Origin of the sequence: Mesorhizobium sp. LMG17149 (genome assembly GCF_024518695.1) — a bacterium.
GTDB lineage: Bacteria > Pseudomonadota > Alphaproteobacteria > Rhizobiales > Rhizobiaceae > Mesorhizobium.
Genome location: NZ_JANIFL010000004.1, coordinates 238,164 through 259,544, shown reverse-complemented (window position 1 = coordinate 259,544; position 21,381 = coordinate 238,164). Strand labels below are relative to the sequence as shown.

The following is a 21,381-nucleotide window of genomic DNA, read 5'->3' as shown; positions in this document are numbered from 1 at the left end:
GCAATGGCCGGTGCGGCCCACGCTTCCAACCCAAGCATCCCCGCACCGGCCATTCTTTTGGGTCTACGGCTGGGTAGTGCCATCTGGACTCACATCGGCAAGAGTCGCATTCTCCCGGTGGGAGAGGGGCGTGGGCAACCGTCGGGACTATCGGGATAATCGGTACAATCGCGCACGGTATCGCCGCAGGCGACATCGCTCGGATGACACGCCGTTATGGGCAAAAATCCTTGCTGGCGGAACAATTCTAGCTGGCTTGCTTGCCTTTGAATTTGGACCCACCGCTGTAGGTTGCGGCATTAAGGGGAACGTCAGCTACAACACAGGGGAGCGCATCTATCACGTTCCAGGACAGCAATATTATTCGGAGACGCGCATCAATCTCCTGAAGGGCGAGCGCTGGTTTTGTTCGGAGGATGCCGCACGGAAAGCTGGATGGCGCAAGTCTAGGATCTAGCCATTCCCTACATTGCGCGATTGCCAGTATGCCCATAGACCAAGCAGTGCGGGGGAACGCTCCCGCAGTGGCCGGTGTGGTCCGTTGCCCCCACGGTGGAGCCCCACTGCACCGGCTTCTGTCATCTGGCACCGGAACCGGCCAGGTCAGCCTTACTGCAGGCGTTGTGGCCGCGAATGCCACTCAAATTGCCGGCGCGGCGGTGAACACTGCAACAGCCCAGCTCGGCGTCAATGTCATCAGTGCGGCCGGAACGGCCTGGAATTCGGGATCTATCCTCGCGAAGGCCAGGCGGAAAGCAAACGGCGAAGTCGAGCCGGAGACGCCGGAGCAAGAGCCGAGATCGCCTTTTGATGAGCCGGTGCTTGCACCAAAAGACTATGCCGCCCTCGTCGCCGCTTTGGTCGCGAGTTCGATGCCTCGGGCAGTCGTCGAGGACGACGACGAAGACGAGATGTTGGCTATCCTGCTGTTGGCGGCATGAGGCCTCTGAGACCTACTTATCGTCAGGGGCTCTCGCCTGCTGGCAAATCTCATTAAGTTGCTTACGGAGCATCAGGCCCTGCAACTGGTCGAGGTCATAGCGTTCTGCGCGCAGTTTCGCCCTTATCTGCGCAAAGTCTGCGCAAACCCCTGATCTGGCCAGCTCGAAAGCACGCTCAAGCGTCGTCTTGTAGGGTTCCATGGCGCCGCTCCGCTCACAATTGCAGCCGGTTCAACGAACGACCGTTCCCCTCGTTCCACTCCGAACAAAGTGAGATCCTTATGCTGGGCTATTCGTGGTTTGATGCCGGAGACGGCCGGAAAGTCTTCCGCAAGGTCGAGACTGCCAAGCCGAAGCGTTCGGCGCTACCGGCACCGATGATCAATTCGGACACCATGTCCGAAGTCCAGTCGATGCACGACGGGAAATTCTACACCTCGAAATCGGCACTGCGCGCCACGTACAAGGCCGCAGGGCTCAAGGAGGTGGGAAACGATCCGGCGCGCCTCCGGCCTCGCCAACGGCCCAGGCGCGTCTGCTCGGTACCACCGTCGACGGCACCCCAGCCCTTAGGCTGATTTCGCTGTCTTGGGGCGTAGACCCTGGAAGGCTTTTTGCGCAGAGTCTCCCGTCTCTCTCGACTGTTGCCGAAGCAAGTCGAGCTCAGAGGCCGTCAGCATCGCGGAAGTCGAGGATGTACTCAGCGGGTGAGGCCGAAGGCTGGAGGTTGAGTTCCCTGACGACATCGCCATACCTCCTTTCGGCCTCTCGGATTTGGTCTCGGCTCACGGCCGTCTTATCGGAGCGCGCGCATTTACAAGCGTGACAGTACCCCGGAGAGCGCATACGAGCCGACGTTCGAGCATCTGGAGCGCGCCGTCGAGCTCAAGCGCGCCACGATCATAACCGGGGCAGGCGCAGGCGGTCCTCACCGCAATGATGTGGCGCAAGGTCAAATATGCGACGGCGGTTTGAACGCGATCTTCTCCAGCCAGAACTGCTTATGCTCGAGCGTCGGGCCAGATCCGTATTTCGGCCGGTGCCATTTGTGACCCATCAACATGGCCACGACCTTTTCGGGTGCCTCCACGGCCGTGAGCCGATCCTCATATGTGTGCCGCAGGCTATAGAGAGAGTGGTTATCGGTCGGCAGGAGGTTCGCGTTGTCGAGAAACTTGTTGACCAGGGCAGAGAGCGAGTCGGCCTTGTCGAGATAGCGCGGAAACCCTTTGGGGTGGAGCGTCATTACGGCGAGCGCGCAACCCACGAGCGGAATGTCGCGCAGGGAGTGGTCTGTCTTTAACACGCGTCCATCGGGCCTCACCTGCACATGTGGCACCGCGTGATCTAGCAAGATGCGGTGCGGCAGAAGGTTCGCCGCCTCTGACAAACGCATGCCGGTGTCCGCTATCAGCAGTACAAGGTGACGGGCCTCCTCGTTGAGTTCCGCCAGCGCGCCGTCGGCAAGGATCTTGTCTTGGACGAAAGCCGCTTCGAAAGCCGCTCGTTGGACCGCGACCTGTCCCGACAGCCGCAATTTCTTAAACACCGGCGGCAAATTCAGCTGATGCGCCATGTCGACGGCGGTCAGCATCTTCGACACGTGTCCGAAGTCCTTGTTTGCGGTGCCGATGTCGAGACTTTCCACACGCAGTCGTTTCTGCCACCACTCGCGAAATTGGATCGCGTGGCTCCGGGTGAGGGCGGCTATGTTCATGTCGCCCACAACATCGATAAGGCTGCCAACGGCGCGCTTTTTCGGATTTCGCCACTTTCGGAGCTGGTTCGGCGACATGGCATTGAGACTTTGGGCCTCGATCTTCTCAAATTCTGCAACCAGCCCAGTGAGGCGAATCGCCGGCCGCTGCTCACCTCCTAGGACGGCCGCCACCTCCCGCTCGTCCTCAACGACGTTCCTGTCGAGGAGCAGCCTGATTCGCTCTACAATATCATCGCGCGCGCCTTCAGCGAGCTCGGCATTCGTCTGGTAGACCAGCCCTAGAGCTTTCGCCCGCTGCTGGGCCGCCTCGAAGCGCAAGCGAGCTTCGCGAGATTGACCGTCGCGAAGCCCTCCCCAATACGCCTCGAGCTCGACGTGGAGGCGCTGCACCACTTCCTTGGCGCGAATGCCACGGGGATCGTTTACAATCGGAATGTCGGTGCTGATGCGGACCAGGACGCGGCGATCGAGCTCGGCGAATTCCTTCGGAACACGGCGAACGAGGTACCAGGTGCCGTCGCGCTTATGCGGCTTTGGCGGACCTTTCCGCGCCATTCTATCCCCCGACGTTACACAGATTGTTACACAGAATAAGGCGCATGTTGCGCAAGCAAGGTCAATAGGAGGCTCAAAATAGCTGAAATGGTGGGTTGGAGGGACGCCAGTTGGCGGAGGAAGTGGGATTCGAACCCACGGTGAGCTTGCACCCACGCCGGTTTTCAAGACCGGTGCCTTAAACCGCTCGGCCATTCCTCCATCGTGGTTTTTCAACCACTTGGGTAGCGCGAGGCCAGCTCGTTTGGCCTGTTGGCACCGGATTGGCACCGAAGGCGCTCCCGGCTGGTTCACGCCTCATTCCTGTAAAGCGGCATTGATGGCTGCGTCAACCACCGCTGCGTCGGTTCCTGCTTTCCTGGGCAGACTCTGAGCTTGTCGGGATCGAGCACCGGGACTATCGCGGTCCAATGGTGCATGAAGAAGCCCGCCGCGGGCGTTGCCCGAGATGTGAGGCGCTGCAGCGCTTCCATGCAGGGGCCCAAGGCAAGGCGCGGTCCGGCTATCGACCGGAACCATCATAGCAACTGGGCGGACGGTTAATCCCACAGGGCCAACCCGTTGGGACGGCTGCGGTATTTCCCCAAAAAATTTAGTTCGCCAAGGGAACAGCTGCTTGTGAAGAAGGCCGAAGCTGCAATTTGGCTCCGGCCTGAGCGGTCCTCAGTCTTTGCAGCTTTCATCGGCCTTTGCCGCCGCGGCCTTGTCACCATGCTGCTGCGCCTCAATGTCCTGCTGCGAGGTTGCGAGATTCTTGTCGCCGCCGCCTTCAGCGCCCGCCAATGGCATTGTGGCGCCATCCTTGGCGGTTGGCTTGCCCGCGCTGTCCGTGGCTTTCGGGGCCTCTAAGGGCGCGTGAGTTCCATCTTTCGAAATGCCGGCGGTCTGCTCGGCATCCGTCCCGGCATTGGAAGCCGACTTGTCCGGGCATGCGGCGATCGCAGACCCGGCAGAAAGTGACATTGCGATCGCGATTGTCAATGAAGCCATTTTCATCATGCTCATCCTTCTGTTCGAGTGCCCTGCGGATGAAACTAGCGGCGCATTTCTTTGTTCCGGACTATCGGTCCGCTGCCCGACAAAGCCTGTCAACGGGCAGGTATGGCCGGCAGGAGCGAAGCCAGGCTCTCTGTGGCAGAGGGCATCACATCTCTCGCGTGGAAGCGCGAAAATCGTTACTTTTCAGAGGGCTCTTGCGGTGGAGACGCCACAATCTTGCCCGGTTGCGGCCACAATCGGTTAATACCGTGATAAGCAATTCCTGCGCACAAAGGATCGGGGTTCGAAGGCGTCGCTGGTATTGGTCGGGTGAGTGTTTCGGCTTCTTCGACGGTTGGATACGACGTCTAGGCAAGACTGAAGGGGACATCAGGAAAATGCAGGCTGTGACGCAACCGCGTCTTCGTCGCGCTGCTACAGTCGCGTTGTTCGCCATGTCGGCCGCCTTGCTGGCGGCTTGTGCGTCGCAGCCCGAGCCGAAAGCGATGGTCTACAAGAAGACCCGCTCCAAGGAATATTTCGCCGAATCCGAATATGGCGTGAAGGCAAGCCCGCGTGTGATCTCCCAGAATGGGCGCATCCAACGTGGCGGCGGCAGGGATCAGCTCGGCAAACCCTATCAGGTCCGCGGCAAGTGGTATTACCCGAAGGAAGACAAGCGCTACGCCAAGGTCGGCCTGGCCTCCTGGTATGGCGATGCCTTCCATGGCCGGCTTACCGCCAATGGCGAAGTCTACGACATGACCCACCTGACCGCAGCGCACCCGACCATGCCGCTGCCAAGCTATGCCCGTGTCACCAATCTCAAGACCGGCAGTTCGGTCATCGTTCGCGTCAACGATCGCGGCCCATATCACGAAGGCCGCATCATCGATGTGTCGGAGCGCGCTGCCCAGATGCTTGACTATGCCAACACCGGCACCGCTCAGGTGAAGGTCGAATATGTCGGCCGCGCGCCGCTTGACGGCGATGACGACCAATATCTGATGGCTTCCTACCATCCCGGCAACAGGGTGCCCGACCCGTCGGACGGACTGCCGACCGGCGTCATGGTCGCCATGAACGGGCCGTCGCCAAGCCTGCCTGCGGGCAGCGCGGCCGTGCCGTTTCCGGGCCAGTTGACCGATTCCGGTTCTGTCCAGCCGGTCATGTCGGCGCAGTCGTCGGCCTATGGCGATCTGGCGCTTCCCGATTTCGGCCCCATCGTGCCGGAACGCCCGCAGATCAATCTGCCGCCGCAATCGCCGTTTGCCGTGGCATCGCTGTCCTACGCCGACGAGCGGGTCGAACGCGCCTCAAATGCCTTCGCCGCGCTGGGTGGCGACGGCATGTCGCCGGCCGACGTGCTTCAATCGTGGAAGCGGCAGCCGCCACCGGGGCCGTCCGCCGACTACGTCGCTGCCGGTTCGTTCGAGGACGCCGGAGAAGCCAAGCGTATTGCCGCTCAGCTTGCCGCCTTCGGCAAGATCGAGATCCAGCGTTCGGAACTCGACGGCGAGGATTGGTATTCGGTCAATCTCTATCCCGATGGCCACCGCAATCTGGACGAGATGTTGCAGGCTGCCTGGTCGCATGGCGCTCCCGATGCGCTGGCTGTGCGCAACTGAGCATAAGCGAGGCTGGATTTCCGCTACGCGGTTGATCCGCCGTGCAAAAAGCCCGATACTTTTTGCGGGCTTGCCGGCGGTGCCGGCCAACGGGTCGAACATCATGCAATTTCGCTTGCTCCCGCTCGCCGGGCTTCTGGTTTTTGGCCTGCTGCTGTTTTTCCAGGCTCCGGCCGGTGCACAGCTGTTCGAGACCAAGGCCGCACAGGCCTTCATGATCGACGCCGAGACCGGGACGGTGCTGTTTTCCAAGGATGCCGACAAGCCGATACCGCCGGCCTCGATGGCCAAGCTGATGACCATGGAAGTGGTTTTCAACGCCATCAAGTCCGGTCGCCTGAAGCTCGACGATACGTTCGTTGTCAGCGAAAACGCCTGGCGCAAGGGTGGCGCGCCTTCGGGAACATCGACGATGTTCGCCAAGCTCAAGTCGTCGATCCGGCTCGAAGACCTGATTCAGGGCGTGACCGTGCAGGCGGCCAATGACGGCTGCATCATCATCGCCGAAGGCATGTCGGGATCCGAGGACAATTTTGCCGCGCAGATGACCGAACGGGCCCGCCAGATCGGCCTCAAGACGTCGACTTTCGTCAATTCGACCGGCCTGCCGGCGGATGGCCAACAGACGACCGTGCGCGAGCTGGCGCAGCTCGCCCTGCACCTGTGGCGCGATTATCCGGATTTCTACCGCTATTACGGCCAGAAGGATTTTACCTGGAACAAGATTTCGCAGAGGAACCGCAATCCGCTGCTGGCGATGGACATCGGCGCCGACGGCCTGGCGGTCGGTGCGAGCGAGGCAGCCGGCTTCGGCATCGTCGGTACGGTCAGTCACAACGGCACACGGGTGATCGCGGCGATGAGCGGGCTGGCCTCGGACAAGGAGCGTGCCGAAGAGGCGCGAAAGCTGCTCGACTGGGGTGTCCGCTCGTTCGAGAAGACCGAAATCTTCGCCAGGGACGAGGTGGTTGGAGAAGCCCAGGTTTTTGGCGGCGCCAAGCCCGGGGTGATGCTGAAGGCCAAGGGTCCGATCGACATCTTCCTGCCGATCACCAATCGCGACAAGCTGACGGCCAGGATCATCTATGACGGCCCGATTGCAGCACCGGTGGAGGAGGGGCAGCCGGTGGGCGCGCTGCGCGTCTGGATCGGCGATACGCTGAGCCAGGAGACGCCGCTTTTCGCCGCCGAATCGATCGGCGTCGGCACGCTGCCGCAGCGCGCCCTCGATGCAGTCAAGGAACTGGCGGTCGGCTGGCTGCGCTAAGGCACGTCGCTCAAATCTGGCCATGGTTTTGGCGAACGACGTGCATGAAAGCAAAAAATGACGGCATGGACGTTTGGCCGAACGCGGACTATCTAGAGCGCTACAATCCCATTCAGCCATGGACAAGAAGGCCTCTCGGTTGGCACGCGGTTTTTTCATCACCTTCGAAGGCGGCGAGGGGGCAGGCAAGTCGACGCAGATCGAGCGGCTGGCCAGGAAGATGCGCGCCAAGAAATACGATGTGCTGCTTACCCGCGAACCTGGCGGCTCGCCGGGCGCCGAAGCCGTCAGGCATGTGCTGCTTTCGGGCGCGGCCGAACCGTTCGGACCGAAGATGGAAGCGCTGCTTTTCGCCGCCGCGCGGTCCGATCATGTCGAGCAGCTCATCCGGCCGGCGGTCGAGCGTGGCTCCATCGTGCTTTGCGACCGCTTCCTCGATTCCTCGCGCGTCTACCAGGGCGTCACCGGCGGCATCGATCCGGCGTTCATGGATGCGCTGGAGCAGGTCGCCATCAACGGCATGATGCCGGACATGACGCTGATCTTCGACATCGATCCGGCGGAAGGCCTGAGGCGCGCAACGCTGCGGCGCGGCACCGAGGCAGTCGCCGACCGCTTCGAAAAGGAGACGCTGGCGATCCATCAGGCCCGCCGCGAGGCGTTTCTGGCGATCGCCAAGGCCGAGCCGGAGCGCTGCATCGTCGTCGACGCAGCCGCCGAGCCCGACGCGGTCGAGAACGTCGTCACCGCGGCGGTGTTCGCGGCACTGGCGGCGAGAACGCCGGCACGCGACAGGCAGGCAACGCCGGCATGATCTTCGAGCGCATTGCACCCGAGCAGCACGACACGCTCGACGGCGTGCCGGAGCCCTCCGAAACGCCCCTTCTGGTTGGGCACGGCCAGGCTGCGGGCGTGCTCACCGCCGCCTACCGTGCGGGCAAGCTGCCGCATGCGCTGATCTTCTCCGGGCCAGTCGGCATCGGCAAGGCGACGCTCGCCTTCCACCTTGCGCATCATCTGTTGAAGCACCCGGATTTTGCGAAGGCGCCGGAAAGCCTTGCCGCTCCCGATCCGGCGTCGTCGCTGTTCCGCCAGATCGCCACCGGGGCGCATCCTTCCGTGCTGCATCTGACCCGGCCGCTGAACGACAAGACCAAGAGTTTCAAGACAGTCGTCACCGTCGATGAGATCCGCAAGGTCAGCCGCTTCCTGTCGCTGACCTCGCACGACGGCAGCTATCGGGTGGTCATCGTCGATCCCGCCGACGACATGAACACCAATGCCGCCAATGCGTTGCTGAAAAATCTTGAAGAGCCGCCGGCACGGACGCTTTTCATCCTGATTGTCCACGCGCCGGGCAGCCTGCTGCCGACGATCCGGTCGCGCTGTCAGGTGGTGCGATTGAACCCGCTCGACGCCGACGACCTGATGACGGTGCTGGAAACGACCGAGCCGGCGCCGCCTGACGATCCGGCGGCTCGCGCGGCACTGGTCGGGCGGGCAGGGGGCAGCGCCCGCAACGCGATCCTGTTGACGCAGTATGGCGGGCTGGAGATCGCCTCCACGCTCGACACTCTGGTCACCGGCAGAAAGAGCGATGTCGGCGGCGCGTTTCGCCTCGCCGAAGCCGTGGCCGGCCGCGATCAGGCGATCCAGTTCGATATCTTCAACCGCCGGGCGCTGGACCTGTTGTCGGACGCGGCAAGTCAGGCAGCACTGGCGGGCGATCTCGCACGGGCCAAAAAATTGTCGGACACTTGGCATGAGGCGCTGGACGCTATATCTGAGACCGATACCTACAATCTCGACAAGAAGCAGCACGCCCTGATCATGATCGACCGCCTGAATTCTGCAATGCGAATGTGACGGTTTTCGCGATGCATGCCGTTGCCCCCAAAACCGGGGCCACTTTTGGGCGGCATGCATTGGCATCGGGATGGCAAATGCTGCCTCGATACGATATCCACCGCCACGCCTTTCCATTCAGACATTCATGACGGTTCATTCATGTCACGCGACAAGTTCTACATCACCACCCCGATCTTTTATCCGAACGGCAAGCCGCATATCGGCCACGCCTATACGGTCATTGCAACCGACGCCCTGGCGCGCTTCCAGCGCCTGGACGGCAAGGACGTCTTCTTCCTGACCGGTACCGACGAACACGGCCTGAAGATGCAGCAAACGGCCGAGAAGGAAGGCATAACGCCGCTGGCGCTGGCCGACCGCAATTCGGCGATTTTCCGCTCGATGACCGAGGCGATGGGCGGCTCGAACGACGACTACATCCGCACGACGGAACCGCGCCACTACGAATCCTGTCAGGCGATCTGGAAGGCGATGGCCGCCAATGGCGACATCTATCTCGACCGCTATAGCGGCTGGTACTCGGTGCGCCAGGAAGCCTATTTCGACGAGAGCGAGACGACGCTCGGCGACGACGGCGTGCGTCGCGAACCGCTCGGCTCGCCCGTCGAATGGAACGAGGAAGAAAGCTACTTCTTCAGGCTTTCCGCCTATCAGGACAAATTGCTGGCGCTTTATGAGAGCCAGCCCGACTTTGTCGGTCCGACCGAGCGCCGCAACGAGGTGCTCAGCTTCGTCAAGTCCGGGCTGAAGGATCTGTCGGTCTCGCGCACGACCTTCAAATGGGGCGTGCCGGTGCCGGGCGACGACAAGCATGTGATGTATGTCTGGGTCGACGCCTTGACCAACTACATCACCGCCGCCGGCTATCCCGACACAAAGGCCGAGCAATGGCGCTATTGGCCGGCTACGCACATCATCGGCAAGGACATTGTCCGCTTCCACGCGGTCTATTGGCCGGCCTTTCTGATGTCGGCGGGCATCGAGTTGCCAAAGCGCGTTTTCGCGCATGGCTTCCTGTTCAACCGCGGCGAGAAGATGTCGAAATCGGTTGGCAACGTCGTGGATCCATTCGCGATGATCGAGCACTACGGTCTCGACCAGGTGCGCTACTTCTTCCTGCGCGAGGTGCCCTTCGGCAACGACGGCAGCTACAGCCATGACGCGATCGTCAACCGCACCAATGCCGACCTTGCCAATGGTCTCGGCAACCTGGCGCAGCGCTCGCTGTCGATGATCGCCAAGAACTGCGGCGGCGTGGTGCCACAGCGCGGCGACCTGACGGATGCCGACAGCGCGATCCTGGACCAGGCCGTCGCCGCTCTCGACACCGCGCGCAAGGCGATGGCCGAGCAGGGCATCCATCTGGCGCTGGCGTCGATCTTCGGCGTGGTGGCGGAAGCCGATCGCTACTTTGCCGGAGAGGCGCCATGGGCGTTGAAGAAGACCAATCCGGAGCGCATGGAAACCGTGCTGTGGACGACCGCCGAGGTCGTGCGCCGCGTGGCGGTGCTGTGTCAGCCCTTTACTCCGGGATCAGCCGCGAAACTGCTCGATCTGCTGGCGGTGCCGGCGGACAGCCGCGACTTCGTGCATGTCCACGCGGACCATGCGCTGGTGCCGGGCACCGCGTTACCCGTGCCGGAAGGGGTTTTTCCACGTTACGTCGAACAGCCGGACGCGAACGTCTGATGCTCGTCGACAGCCACTGCCATCTGGATTTTCCAGATTTCGCCGAGGAGCGGGCTTCCATTGTCGCTCGCGCCAAGGCGGCCGGTATAGGCCGCATGGTGACGATCTCAACTCGCGTGAAGAGATTTCAGCAAATCCTTGAAATCGCAGAGACTTTCCACGAAGTATACTGTTCGGTCGGCACCCATCCGCACAATGCCGCGGAAGAGCTCGACGTAACATCTGCCGATCTCGTGCGGCTGGCCGCCCACCCGAAAGTGGTTGCGATCGGCGAGGCCGGTCTCGACTATTTCTACGACAAGGCGCCACGCGATGCGCAGGCACAAGGCTTTCGCAATCACATCGCCGCCGCACGCGAAACGGGGCTGCCGCTGGTCATCCATTCGCGCGATGCCGATGCAGATATGGCTGATATTCTTGAGGCCGAAACGGGGAAGGGCACCTTCCCCTTCATCCTGCACTGCTTTTCTTCCGGGCGTCGGCTTGCCGAAATTGGCGTCGCTCTCGGCGGCTACGTGTCGTTCTCGGGTATCCTCACCTTCAAGAATTCGGCTGAGTTGCGCGCCATTGCCGCCGATGTGCCGCATGACCGGCTGCTGGTCGAAACCGACGCGCCCTACCTGGCGCCCGTGCCGTTTCGCGGCAAACGCAACGAGCCGGCCTATGTCGCCCATACCGCCAAGGTGCTGGCCGAAACCATCGGCGTCAGCGAAGCTGAAATCGCCGATCTGACGACGGATAATTTCTTCCGGCTGTTCGGCAAGATGTCGCGGCCTGTAGAGCAAAGCGCCTGAACGATGACCGACCGGCTGCGCCTCACCATTCTCGGCTGCGGCTCGTCGCCAGGTACGCCGCGCATCACCGGCGACTGGGGCAATTGCGACCCCGACAACCCGAAGAACCGGCGCACGCGTGCCGCCGCACTCGTCGAGCGGATCGCGTCGAATGGCGGCCGCACGACTGTGGTCATCGACACGGGGCCGGATTTTCGGCAGCAGATGCTGCTGGCCGGCGTTAAACGTATCGATTCGGTCGTCTATACCCACCCGCATGCCGACCATATCCATGGCATCGACGATCTGCGCGGCTTCGTTCTCGATCAGCGCCAGCTGATCGACGTTCATGCCGACAGGGCGACGATGCTTCGGCTGCGGGAAGCGTTCGGATACTGTTTCGAGACGCCGCAAGGCAGTTCCTATCCGCCGATCGTCAGGCCGCATCTCATCGACCACACCAGGCCGGTGATCATCGAAGGAGAGGGGGGTACCCTCACCCTCGAGCCGCTGCCGCAGATCCACGGCGACATCGTATCGCTCGGTTTCCGCATCGGCGGTCTCGCCTATTGCCCCGACATCAGCGACTTTCCGGAGCCCACCGCCGAACGGCTGCGCGCCCTCGACGTGCTGATCATCGACGCGCTGCAATACCGGACGCATCCTAGTCACCTGTCCCTTGGCGAAGCGCTTGATTGGATCGAGCGGCTGGCGCCGATACATGCGGTGCTGACGCATATGCACGTGCCGCTCGACTACGCAACGGTGGTGGCCGAGACACCAGCCAATGTCGAACCAGCCTATGATGGGATGATGATTGAAATCCCTTACGAATCAGCGTGAAAGAAACAGATCTTCATGACCGGCTCCAGGGCTCGCGTGCCCAAAGCCGCTGCCGATGCCGGTATGCATGACGACGTGACCTCACCGTCTCGGATACGCTGCCCGGCACACGGCCATCACAGTATCGCGAAGCCAGCGATGGGCCGGGTCGGCGTCCATTCGCGGATGCCACATCGCCGATATCTTGAACTCCGGCGTGGGCACCGGGACTTCGAAGGTCGCAAGACCCGACGTGACAGGGAGATCGCTCGTCAAGCTGTTGCCCAGGCATGAATGCGGCACCAGCGCGACCAGATCCGATTGGCGTGCAATCCGCATTGCATCCGGATATCCAGGCACGACGACCCTTATCGCCCGTTTAAGCCCCAGCTTCTCCAGGGCGGCATCGACGGGCTCGATTCTCTCCCCATCCTTGGACGCCAAGACATGGTCGCAGGCGGCATATCTTTCTGCGGTCACCGCCGCGCGCTCGAGAAGAGGATGTCCAATTCGGGCCACGCCGACAAGCTTGTCATGGAACAGGAACTGGGTGCGTATCTCCGGCGCGGACGTTCCAAGCAGGCCGATCTCCAGATCAATGAGCCCCTCCCTTAGCGGCCGCGCGTCTTTGTCAGGTTTGGGGACAAAGCGAAGGCAGATCCGTGGGGCTGCCCGAGTGACCGCGGCCACGACGGGGCCAGACAGAAATTCCAGAAATGCCTCGCTCACTCGGACGGTAAATGTCAGTTCGAGCGACGCGACGTCCATATGCGTGATCTGCGGCCGGAGCACTGCTTGCACGTCCCGCGCAAGCTCATGGACGCGCTCGCGCAGTTCGGCAGCGCGCGGTGTCGGCACCAGGCCTCGCCCGGCGCGAACGAGCAGCGGGTCGCCTGTTGCTGCCCGAAGTCGCGTGAGCGTCCGGCTCATGGCCGATGCGCTCAAGCCGAGGCGACGGGCTGCCCCTGTCACGCTGCCCTCGGCGAGCAGCACATCCAGTGCGACGAGAAGGTTCAGGTCCACATCAACATTGGTCATGACCTGAGCCTATCCCAGCCGCGTCGCCAGACATAGCGTTTGATGCAACCATACTTTGACTTTGATGCGTCTGGCGCCCTGCGCACGGCCGCTTATATCGGCTGTCGGACCAACATCGAAAGCTACCAACTCTCATGCCCAAACACATTCCGAGCGACCCAGCTCGCACAATCCTCCTCATTGGCGCATCGCGGGGCCTCGGCCATGCCATGGCGGCCGAGTTCCTGAAAAAGGGATGGAATGTCGTCGGGACAGTTCGCGGCGGCGGAACCCGGACCTTGCTGCACGATCTGGCAGACGAGCATGCTGGCCGGGTCGAGATAGAGACCCTGGACATCTGCGAGCCCGACCAGATTGCGGGCCTGCGCCAGCGCCTGACCGGCAGGATGTTCGACATGCTGTTCGTTAACGCCGGAACGACGAACAACGAGACGGATACGGTCGGGCAGGTGACGACCGACGAATTCATCCGGGTCATGCTCACGAACGCGCTGAGCCCGCTGCGCGTGATCGAGAGCCTCGATGACTTTGTCGAGGCGTCCGGATTGATTGGCGTGATGTCGTCTGGACAGGGCAGCGTCTGCAACAACACGACCGGCATGCGCGAGGTCTACCGCGGCAGCAAGGCCGCCTTGAACCAGTATATGCGCTGCTACGCAGCCCGGCACGCGGGCGAGGCCCGTTCGATGGTCCTGATGGCGCCGGGCTGGGTTCGCACGGAGTTGGGCGGTCCGGGCGCACGGCTCACCATCCAAGAGAGCATTCCCAGCCTTGTGAACGTGCTCCTCGCAAAACGGGGAAACCCCGGCCTGGAATATCTTGACTATCTCGGCCGCACCGTTCCCTGGTGAAATCGCGGGCTGTGATGAAGTTCATCGGCATCGAAGATGTTAAGCTAGGCCAGCTGTTGTAAAAGGAGAGGGGCTCTGACCACCGATCAAGCTGAAATCCCTTATAAATCAGCATGATGCGAATAAACCCTCATACGGTCTTCCGGCTCCTTGACGCAAATATCAGCAGCGTTCCGATCCGCTCGTAGCCCATCCGGGGATAAAGCAGCGCCCCGGCGTGGGTTGCAGCCAGCGCCGAGTACCTCGACCCACGCGCCCGATCGTCGTGCAACATTCTCGACATCAAAGCCTGGCCAATGCCGCGACGCCGGTGCGACGGCTCGACATACATGCTCGAACACCATGTGGCTCCCAGGGCATCAAGGCTGCGTACGCGCCCAACGATATCGGCGCCATCGACTGCCACATACTGACGGAATGGCGCGCTGTCGCCGAGCAAATCGTCTGGGATCGGCTGCCTGCGGATGATCTTTCCCAACTGCGCCGCCCGTTCGGCTGTCTGCACGCGTTCGATCGAAGCAACCGCCGGCGGGCTGGGAATGCGGCGCAATCGGTGGACGAAAAAGCCTTCGGTCCGAAGCAGCCGGTAGCCGAGAGCTTTGTAGGCAGTTCGTGTCGGCCCGTCCGGATCCTCGCGCGCGATCATAACGGAAATGGCAAAGCCCGGCCGTGCATGCTGCCGCACGATGGCATCGGCCTGTTGAGCGGCGACGTCATGGACGACCCATTCTTCGCCGCGGTAGTCGCGAGGATTCTTGCGCTCGGCGTCGCGCATCAGCCACAACGGCCCAACACGGCGGGCCACGTAAGGAAAGGTGCGGCTTCTGTCGGCACTGAAGCCATGCACGAACACTTCGATCGCCGCTTCGATCCCGCTGTTTGCCATCTTCATTTCGACAGCCTAGGGTTGGCTATCCGCTCAAGGCAATACGCCACGAGCGCTCAAGCCTATGAGAATCAGCGGCAATTTACAGTTCCTGGCCCATGCGTCAGTTCCATAATCTATCTTATGCGACTTCCTGATGTGGCGGCGATAGAGTCGCCACGGGCCTTGGATTCAGATGCGCCTCTGGTAAGAACCTCTCTCATGGAAACCCTTGAGGCTCAGAAACCCAGAGTATCGGTTCGCAAGCGTGCGGCTGCGGTCAAATCGTTTCGCTGCAAGAACTTGGTAGCCGTTGTCGAAGATCCGAATGATATCAGGAACATCGGAACGGTAATTCGAAACGCAAATGCTCTCGGCGTTGAAAGAGTCTATATCGTCGATCCACGCAAAGCACTTCCTGATGACTGGCAGCAAATGCGCCAACGGAAATCGCTTTCGGAAACGTCTGTATCAGCCGTCAAATGGACGTTTGTGAAACGATTCGACAGCACTGACGCCTGCCTCAGCCATCTGGAAAAACATGGCTTTGTGTCCGTCGTCACCTCGCCGCATATAAAGGGAAAGACCAGCGTTTTCCTGCACGAGGGCGATTATACCCAGCACACCAAACTCGCTGTCTGGTTCGGTAATGAGAAACGGGGCATCAGCACCCTCGCGGTCGAGCGCAGCGAGATGTGCGTAGCAATTCCAATGTTCGGGATGATCGAGAGCCTAAACCTCGGAACCAGTTCGGGTATCGTACTCTACGAAATCGCGAAACAGCGACGCGAGTATCAGAGCAAATACCGCCGCGGTAGACGGAAGGGAAAACGCGCTGAGCCACTACCTACTGTAATGCGTCGCGAAGTTGGCGGCTTTGCTTCGAGCGAAACCGAAGGACAGACCTGAGCTGACGCGAAGCTCAACCGACCGTTGGCCGGCTCTACTTCCGTATGGTGGCTCCGAATGTGCGGCTGTCGGCGGCACGCTCGACCCGTTTCAGTTTGTGGGGCGATCTCGCCCCTACTCCAGAATGACCACGGCTTCCACCTCGAAAAGCATGGGGTCGATTGCAAGCTTGGCAACGGGAACCAGTGTCTGCGCCGGCAGCGCCTCGCCGAACATGTCCTTGACGTTCCTGGTCAACACATCGAGCTTGGACATGTCGTGGTCGACCACGAAGACCGTGAGCTTCGCCACCTGATCCGGCCTGGCGCCGACGCCCTCGAGCGCCGCATGCAAATTTGCGTAGGCCTGCTTAACCTGGACTGCGAAATCGGGTGACAAGGCTCCTGTGCTGTCTTGGCCGCCCTGCCCGGAGATGTAGGCAATCCGAGCTCCGCGCGGTGCGATCACGGCGGTGCTGTAGCCATTCGGCGACGGGTCGTAGAGCGTCTGTGGATTGACGATGGTCAGCTTGAGGTCGTTCCCAGTCGCTGTAGCCGCAGCGGAAACTGCCATGGTCATGATGATTAGCCCTCCGGTAAGCAGATGCTTGATTGCGCGTGACATGATTTCTCCTGGCTCTGCTGACCGCGAATAAACGCACTCGCGGCCGGCATGAACTTTAACCAGATCGCTCATACGATGAATCGTGCGATGTACGAGTCATCGTATGGTACGTCGTACTAGTCAAGCGATCAGCGTCGACATTCCTGACGGTGCCTGCCCAAATCGACGTTCGGCCAGCAAGGAAGACAGATGGCAGCCAAACCCCGCAGTGCCAGCAAACGATCGCAACGGACAAAGCTTCCACCCATGCAGGAAGCGAGCAGCGAGCCGCCGCTGTCTCGAGAGCGTATCGTGGCGATCGCGGTGGAACTGCTGGACGCCCAGGGCATAGACGGATTGACAATGCGTCGGCTGGCGGATCGCCTTGGCTCGGGTGTGATGAGCCTGTACTGGCACGTCGACAACAAGGAGGATGTCTTTGATCTGGCACTCGATTCGGTGCTCGAATATCGCGCATCGCCTGAAACAGGTGAGTCTCCGGACTGGCGCGGAGACGTCGTTCATATGCTCGAAAACTGGCGCGCCAGAATGTTGCGCCATCCTTGGTCGGCATCGCTGTTGCCGCGACGGGCGCTTGGCCCGAACATCCTCAGTCGCCTGGAAATGCTGAGCAAGACCTTGTCCAGAGCCGGTGTTGCGGACGCGGATCTCAACGCTGCGATTTGGTCGCTCTGGAACTATGTGATGGGCGCCACCCTCACCCGGGCAAGCTTCGACCTCTCGGAAGAAGACAGAGCAGCCGCACAGCAGCGTCTTACACGTCTCAGCGAACACTATCCGACAATCGAACGCTCTCGTCTGCTGTTGGACAATGATTGGGACGGCACTTTCCGAAAAGGCCTGGACTTCCTGCTCGATGGCCTCTCGCCAAGATAGATTCCGGCGGCTACGCCCGGAGCAGACCGGATGGCGCTGCTTTGCGCACGCCAGTTTGACGCAATAGCTTCCCCAATCCCCATCATCACATTTGGCTCGCTGCCAAGGCGGCACAGGCAACGGGCAAGCCCGGGTGCTCGATCCCATCGGCGGCGGTGGCTGGCGCGGCTGCATTGCAGCTGAATTGGTGCAACTGGCGATGTCGTTGTTACGCATTGCCAAACGCTGGCCGGAATCTCTCGATCTTTTGCGCAAACCTTTTTGCCTGACATGCGTTGTTTCCTCTCCAAGCCAAGGAGACGATCATGCAGATGAAGTCGGAAATAGCCGGTGAAGCGGCAAAGCAGCGCCATATCCAACGTGGCGTCGATGCCAAGGACAAGTCGAAAGGCGATGGGAAGCAGCAAGGCGCCATGCAGGCTGGCGCCCGTGAATATCCCGAGCCCCCCTTCCCCGAGCAACATCAGCCCAAACCGGGGCACGAATGGGCGCTAGAGCCGGAGCCGCTGTACGATGCGCCCTACTATCTCGGATCGAAAAAACTCGACCAAAAGGTAGCGCTCATCACGGGCGGCGATTCCGGCATCGGCCGCTCGGTGGCGGTGTTGTTCGCCCGCGAGGGCGCCGACGTCGCGATCGTCTATCTGACCGAGGACAAGGATGCTGAAGAGACCAAATCAGCGGTGGAAAAGGAGGGACGACGCTGCATCCTGGTCAAGGCCGATGTCAGCGAACGCAGCCACTGCCATAAGGCGGTCATGGAGACCGTTGAAAAATTCGGCCGCATCGATGTGCTGGTAAACAACGCTGCGTTCCAGATCCATTCCAGCGATTTCGGCGAGCTGACCGAAGAACATTTCGACACGACGCTGAAGACCAATCTTTACGGCTATTTTCATATGGCGCAGGAAGCGGTGCCGCACATGAAGCCCGGTTCGGCGATCATCAACACCGGTTCGGTAACCGGCATCGACGGTTCAAAACAGCTGGTCGACTATTCGATGACCAAGGGGGGCATCCATGCCTTCACGCGGGCCCTGTCGGGCAATCTCATCGGCAAGGGCATAAGGGTGAATGCGGTCGCACCGGGTCCGGTGTGGACGCCGCTCAATCCGTCGGACAAGGAAGCCGACGACGTCTCCAAATTCGGCGCGGACACGCCGATGAAACGACCCGCGCAACCGGAAGAACTCGCGCCAGCCTATGTGTTCCTCGCCTCGCCGCACTGCTCGAGCTACATCACCGGCGAGATCCTGCCGGTCGTGGGAGGATACTGAGGATGGCCGAAACGAAATCCGTAACCAAGGAGTAGGATGGATGGGCCGTCTGCTTTTCATGGTGGCGCTCGCTTGCGTAGCGTACCGCATCTACACGGAAACAACAGAATCTGCTGGGCATGCGCCGCAGGACGACGGTGAGGCGCTGCGCAAGCAATCAGCGGCCTTGGGCGTCGACCCGTCTCGCTGACGGAATGGAACCTACCGGCAATTCGGCCGGCCGAGTTACCAGCCGGCCGGATTGCAGCCTTTATTCGGCTGCCTGCAGGTTGATCTTGCTTTCCGCCATTTCGGTGAGCTTGCGATCGGTCGCCTGTTCTTCCCTCAGATTCTTGGCTAGCACATTGGCGCAGTCGGTGCGGCCGAGTTGCTTGGCCCAGGCGATGAGCGTGCCGTAGCGGGTCATCTCATAGTGTTCGACGGCCTGCGCCGAAGCAATCAGCGCCGCGTCGAGAACCTCCTTGTCATCGACATCACCGCTCACATCGTCGGCCTCCTCGAGAATGCCGTCGATTGCCGGACAGTTGACCTCCTTGGCCTTGACGCCATGCAACTCAAACACCTGTTCGACGCGCTCGATATGGCCCCTCGTCTGGTCGAGGTGTTTTTCAAATCCGGCTTTCAATTGCGGGTCGGTTGCCTTGTCGATCATCTTCGGCAGCGCCTTCTCGATCTGCTTTTCGGCGTAATAGATGTCGCGCAGCGTGTGCACGAAGAGATCGTCGAGTGTCTTGATGTCCTTCGAAAAGAAGCCCATGGCCTTACCTTTCATTGCACCTGGTGTGGATTTCGGCGACGGGGTTTGCCGCCAGCAAGACCGGGACGGTTCCCGGCTTGTCTGGTCAACGTACCGGCGCCGAAGGAGTTCCTGATTTCCGAGGGCGAACCGTCCCCTTCTCCAGACCTGTGATCCGGTCGGTGGGGAGCCTTTGTCTCGATCACACGTTCTAGCCGCAGGGCAACCGGAACGAGAAGGTCGGCGGAATGTATTTCATGGCATTGGCGACAGACTATGACGGTACGCTGGCTCATGATGGGATCGTCGCCAGGAAGACGCTCGCTGCACTTGAGCGGTTCAAGAAAAGCGGCCGCAAGCTGGTTCTCGTCACCGGGCGTGAACTGCCCGATCTCAAGCGCGTCTTTCCCGAGCTTAGCCTCTTCGACAAGGTCGTCGCTGAGAATGGCGCGATGATCTACACGCCGGCAAGCGAGGAAGAACGGGTGATTGCCCCATCGCCCGAGCCCAAATTCGTCGCCAGATTGAAGAGACAGGGCGTCAAGCCGCTTTCGGTCGGGCAATCGATCGTCGCAACCTGGGAACCCCATCAGGCGACCGTGCTCGATATCATCAAGAAGATGGGTCTCGAACTGGAAATCATCTTCAACAAGGGCGCGGTGATGATCCTGCCGAGCGGCATCAACAAAGCCACCGGGCTCGCTGCGGCCCTTCAGGACCTTCGGCTTTCGCCGCACAACGTCGTCGGCGTCGGCGATGCCGAGAACGACCACGCGTTCCTGCAGGCCTGTGGTTGCAGCGCCGCCGTCGACAATGCAATTCCGGCGGTCAAGGATACAGCCGACCTGGTCATGCGTGGCGCCCGCGGTAAGGGCGTGGAGCAATTAATCGCAAAGCTGATAAAGCGTGATCACGCGATAGTGCCGAAGCGCCATGACGGCATCGTTCTTGGATCGTCTGCCGGCGATGATGTCTACCTGTCGCCGAGCGACACGATCCTCATTGCCGGGAGTTCCGGCATCGGTAAATCCACCTTGGCCACCGCGCTGACGGAACGCTTCGTCGAAAGTGGTTTTCAGTTCTGCGTCTTCGATCCCGAAGGCGACTATGACGGCCTCGAAGGCGCCGTTCGCCTGGGAGACGGCTCAAGCGCGCCGACAAAGGCGCAGGTGCTGGATCTGATCGCCAAGGCCGACAGCAACATTGTCGTCAATGGATTGGCCCTGCGCGTCGACGAGAGGCCGGATTTCTTTGCCGACCTGCTGCCTGGCCTGAGCAGTTTCCGCCGGCGCACCGCGAGACCGCACTGGCTCGTCATCGATGAAGCGCACCATCTTCTGCCCAAGCGGCGCGACGATACGCGGGCGGTCCTGTCATTGGAATTGCCGGGCACAATCCTGATCACCGTTCACCCCGAGGCGATCTCGACAGACGCCTTGCGCCTTGTCACAGCCATCATTGCGCTTGGCCCCAAGGCGAAGGACGTGGTGAAGGTCTTCTGCAAGGAAACTGGCATTGAGCCGCCAAAGGACATTCCAACGCCCAAAGGCGCGCGCGTGCTGTTCTGGCGGCCGCAGTCGGGCAAGAAAGTCAAGACGGTCAAGGTGGTCGAACCACGTCAGTCACTCAAGCGGCACAGCCGGAAATATGCCGAAGGCCAGCTCGACGAAGCCGGCAGCTTCTATTTCCATGGCCCTGACAATGCGATGAACCTCAGGGCTCACAATCTGATGATCTTCGCTCAGATCGCCGAGGGGATAGACGACAAGACCTGGGAGTTTCATTTGCGCACCGGCGACTATTCCAAATGGTTCCGACATCAGATCAGGGACAAGGATCTGGCGCGCGAAACCGCCGAGGCGGAAGAGGACAAGACCCTGTCGGCGCAGGATAGCCGCAAGCGGGTGCTTGACGCTGTACGCCGCCGTTACACGGCTCCGGCCACAGCCCCGGAGTGACACTCGAGAGCCAAGGCAACTAAGCT

Annotated in this window: 24 protein-coding genes and 1 tRNA gene; 17 read left to right on the top strand and 8 right to left on the bottom strand. The window is 61.1% G+C overall.

Features of this window, described 5'->3' with window-relative positions:
* Positions 1–130 precede the first annotated feature (130 nt).
* Entirely contained in the window at positions 131–457 is a 327-nt protein-coding gene (locus tag NP945_RS31970; RefSeq protein WP_256746276.1) for a hypothetical protein, read from the top strand.
* Positions 458–623: 166 nt separating this feature from the next.
* Positions 624–941 (top strand): hypothetical protein, encoded by a 318-nt coding sequence (locus NP945_RS10430; RefSeq protein ID WP_256746275.1) that lies wholly within the window; start codon positions 624–626, stop codon positions 939–941.
* 12 nt (positions 942–953) lie between these two features.
* On the opposite strand, the gene NP945_RS10425 is transcribed toward NP945_RS10430, so the two are convergent.
* On the bottom strand, positions 954–1,142 hold the full coding sequence (locus tag NP945_RS10425; protein WP_256746274.1) for a hypothetical protein: 189 nt from the start codon (positions 1,140–1,142) through the stop codon (positions 954–956).
* 80 nt (positions 1,143–1,222) lie between these two features.
* On the opposite strand from NP945_RS10425, the gene NP945_RS10420 reads away from it, so the two are divergent.
* On the top strand, positions 1,223–1,519 hold the full coding sequence (locus NP945_RS10420) for a hypothetical protein (protein WP_256746273.1): 297 nt from the start codon (positions 1,223–1,225) through the stop codon (positions 1,517–1,519).
* A 374-nt stretch (positions 1,520–1,893) separates the two neighbouring features.
* On the opposite strand, the gene NP945_RS10415 is transcribed toward NP945_RS10420, so the two are convergent.
* The 3 genes from NP945_RS10415 to NP945_RS10405 form a co-directional block, all read right to left on the bottom strand.
* Positions 1,894–3,216, bottom strand: a complete 1,323-nt coding sequence (locus NP945_RS10415) for an integrase (protein ID WP_256746272.1) — start codon at positions 3,214–3,216, stop codon at positions 1,894–1,896.
* Between the two features lie 111 nt (positions 3,217–3,327).
* Positions 3,328–3,417 (bottom strand) — tRNA-Ser (locus NP945_RS10410).
* 462 nt (positions 3,418–3,879) lie between these two features.
* On the bottom strand, positions 3,880–4,215 hold the full coding sequence (locus NP945_RS10405; protein ID WP_127269315.1) for a hypothetical protein: 336 nt from the start codon (positions 4,213–4,215) through the stop codon (positions 3,880–3,882).
* A 377-nt stretch (positions 4,216–4,592) separates the two neighbouring features.
* Here NP945_RS10405 and NP945_RS10400 point away from each other — a divergent pair, with 377 nt between their 5' ends.
* The 7 genes from NP945_RS10400 (at position 4,593) to NP945_RS10370 (ending at position 12,263) form a co-directional block, all read left to right on the top strand.
* Positions 4,593–5,822, top strand: coding sequence for a septal ring lytic transglycosylase RlpA family protein (locus NP945_RS10400; protein WP_256746271.1), 1,230 nt, complete (start codon positions 4,593–4,595; stop codon positions 5,820–5,822).
* A 103-nt stretch (positions 5,823–5,925) separates the two neighbouring features.
* Positions 5,926–7,089, top strand: a complete 1,164-nt coding sequence (locus tag NP945_RS10395; RefSeq protein WP_256746270.1) for a D-alanyl-D-alanine carboxypeptidase family protein — start codon at positions 5,926–5,928, stop codon at positions 7,087–7,089.
* A 139-nt stretch (positions 7,090–7,228) separates the two neighbouring features.
* Positions 7,229–7,903, top strand: a complete 675-nt coding sequence (gene tmk, locus NP945_RS10390) for a dTMP kinase (RefSeq protein ID WP_164895655.1) — start codon at positions 7,229–7,231, stop codon at positions 7,901–7,903.
* On the top strand, positions 7,900–8,955 hold the full coding sequence (locus NP945_RS10385; protein WP_256746269.1) for a DNA polymerase III subunit delta': 1,056 nt from the start codon (positions 7,900–7,902) through the stop codon (positions 8,953–8,955). The genes tmk and NP945_RS10385 overlap by 4 nt, the downstream gene beginning before the upstream one ends.
* Positions 8,956–9,096: 141 nt before the next feature.
* Positions 9,097–10,647 carry a methionine--tRNA ligase gene (gene metG, locus NP945_RS10380; protein WP_256746268.1) on the top strand — a complete coding sequence of 517 codons (1,551 nt, stop codon included), beginning with the start codon at positions 9,097–9,099 and terminating at the stop codon, positions 10,645–10,647.
* A complete protein-coding gene (locus NP945_RS10375; protein WP_256746267.1) occupies positions 10,647–11,441 on the top strand; it encodes a TatD family hydrolase in 795 nt (264 codons plus the stop codon). Before metG ends, NP945_RS10375 begins: the two co-directional genes overlap by 1 nt.
* A gap of 3 nt (positions 11,442–11,444) precedes the next feature.
* Positions 11,445–12,263 carry an MBL fold metallo-hydrolase gene (locus tag NP945_RS10370; RefSeq protein ID WP_256746266.1) on the top strand — a complete coding sequence of 273 codons (819 nt, stop codon included), beginning with the start codon at positions 11,445–11,447 and terminating at the stop codon, positions 12,261–12,263.
* An 81-nt stretch (positions 12,264–12,344) separates the two neighbouring features.
* On the opposite strand, the gene NP945_RS10365 is transcribed toward NP945_RS10370, so the two are convergent.
* Positions 12,345–13,280, bottom strand: a complete 936-nt coding sequence (locus NP945_RS10365) for a LysR family transcriptional regulator (protein ID WP_127272260.1) — start codon at positions 13,278–13,280, stop codon at positions 12,345–12,347.
* 134 nt (positions 13,281–13,414) lie between these two features.
* On the opposite strand from NP945_RS10365, the gene NP945_RS10360 reads away from it, so the two are divergent.
* A complete protein-coding gene (locus NP945_RS10360) occupies positions 13,415–14,131 on the top strand; it encodes an SDR family NAD(P)-dependent oxidoreductase (protein ID WP_256746265.1) in 717 nt (238 codons plus the stop codon).
* A gap of 130 nt (positions 14,132–14,261) precedes the next feature.
* Here the strand turns inward: NP945_RS10360 and NP945_RS10355 are convergent, their stop codons facing one another.
* The gene (locus NP945_RS10355) at positions 14,262–14,906 is read right to left on the bottom strand and encodes a GNAT family N-acetyltransferase (protein WP_256746264.1); all 645 of its coding nucleotides are present in this window, start codon (positions 14,904–14,906) and stop codon (positions 14,262–14,264) included.
* Positions 14,907–14,972: 66 nt separating this feature from the next.
* On the opposite strand from NP945_RS10355, the gene NP945_RS10350 reads away from it, so the two are divergent.
* Positions 14,973–15,905 carry an RNA methyltransferase gene (locus NP945_RS10350; protein ID WP_256746263.1) on the top strand — a complete coding sequence of 311 codons (933 nt, stop codon included), beginning with the start codon at positions 14,973–14,975 and terminating at the stop codon, positions 15,903–15,905.
* 114 nt (positions 15,906–16,019) lie between these two features.
* Here NP945_RS10350 and NP945_RS10345 read toward each other — a convergent pair whose 3' ends face one another.
* Positions 16,020–16,508 (bottom strand): RidA family protein, encoded by a 489-nt coding sequence (locus tag NP945_RS10345; RefSeq protein ID WP_128309522.1) that lies wholly within the window; start codon positions 16,506–16,508, stop codon positions 16,020–16,022.
* Positions 16,509–16,697: 189 nt separating this feature from the next.
* Here NP945_RS10345 and NP945_RS10340 point away from each other — a divergent pair, with 189 nt between their 5' ends.
* From NP945_RS10340 to NP945_RS10325, 4 genes are all read left to right on the top strand, one after another.
* Positions 16,698–17,384 carry a TetR/AcrR family transcriptional regulator gene (locus NP945_RS10340; RefSeq protein WP_127320805.1) on the top strand — a complete coding sequence of 229 codons (687 nt, stop codon included), beginning with the start codon at positions 16,698–16,700 and terminating at the stop codon, positions 17,382–17,384.
* Positions 17,385–17,517: 133 nt separating this feature from the next.
* Positions 17,518–17,718: a hypothetical protein gene (locus tag NP945_RS10335; protein ID WP_127268843.1), complete on the top strand. Its 201-nt coding sequence runs from the start codon at positions 17,518–17,520 to the stop codon at positions 17,716–17,718.
* Positions 17,690–18,661, top strand: a complete 972-nt coding sequence (locus NP945_RS10330) for an SDR family oxidoreductase (protein WP_128309518.1) — start codon at positions 17,690–17,692, stop codon at positions 18,659–18,661. Before NP945_RS10335 ends, NP945_RS10330 begins: the two co-directional genes overlap by 29 nt.
* Before the next feature lie 40 nt (positions 18,662–18,701).
* On the top strand, positions 18,702–18,851 hold the full coding sequence (locus NP945_RS10325) for a hypothetical protein (protein ID WP_256746262.1): 150 nt from the start codon (positions 18,702–18,704) through the stop codon (positions 18,849–18,851).
* 60 nt (positions 18,852–18,911) lie between these two features.
* On the opposite strand, the gene NP945_RS10320 is transcribed toward NP945_RS10325, so the two are convergent.
* Positions 18,912–19,418: a ferritin-like domain-containing protein gene (locus NP945_RS10320; RefSeq protein ID WP_023811961.1), complete on the bottom strand. Its 507-nt coding sequence runs from the start codon at positions 19,416–19,418 to the stop codon at positions 18,912–18,914.
* Positions 19,419–19,645: 227 nt separating this feature from the next.
* On the opposite strand from NP945_RS10320, the gene NP945_RS10315 reads away from it, so the two are divergent.
* The gene (locus tag NP945_RS10315) at positions 19,646–21,355 is read left to right on the top strand and encodes an HAD family hydrolase (RefSeq protein ID WP_256746261.1); all 1,710 of its coding nucleotides are present in this window, start codon (positions 19,646–19,648) and stop codon (positions 21,353–21,355) included.
* The last annotated feature ends 26 nt before the right edge of the window (positions 21,356–21,381 follow it).